Below are 398 nucleotides of genomic sequence, written 5' to 3'. Positions count from 1 at the left end.
AAGGTACCCAGCGCGATCGAGGCCAGGAAGATGAAGAGATACATCTGACTCTGCTGCACGCTGAGGTGGAAGCGTTCGATCAGGTAGAAGGTGAAGAAGTTGGTGAACGAGGCGATATAGACGAACTTGGCGAACATCAGCACCGAGATCACCACGATCGCCTGCACCACCTTGCCGCGGCTGAGGCCGGTGCCGTGGTTGCGCGCCAGGCTGCTCATCTTGGCCTGGCCATGGCGCACGGTCCAACCGGTGAGCCGGAACAGCACGAAGATGGCGACCGCGGCGATCAGCATGAACCAACCGATCGCACGCTGGCCGTGCGGGATCACCACGGCCGCCGCCAGCAGGGGGCCCAGTGCCGAGCCGGTGTTGCCGCCCACCTGGAAGGTGGACTGCGC

General features: G+C 63.8%; 1 protein-coding gene. It reads right to left on the bottom strand.

The genetic code is table 11. From position 1 onward, the window contains the following. On the bottom strand, positions 1–398 hold a 398-nt coding region (locus AC1DN0_RS41690; RefSeq protein ID WP_477146696.1), incomplete at both ends, for an MFS transporter.

It is taken from the genome of Cupriavidus sp. 05N39 (assembly GCF_056397325.1).
This window is presented reverse-complemented; position numbering and strand designations above follow the sequence as displayed.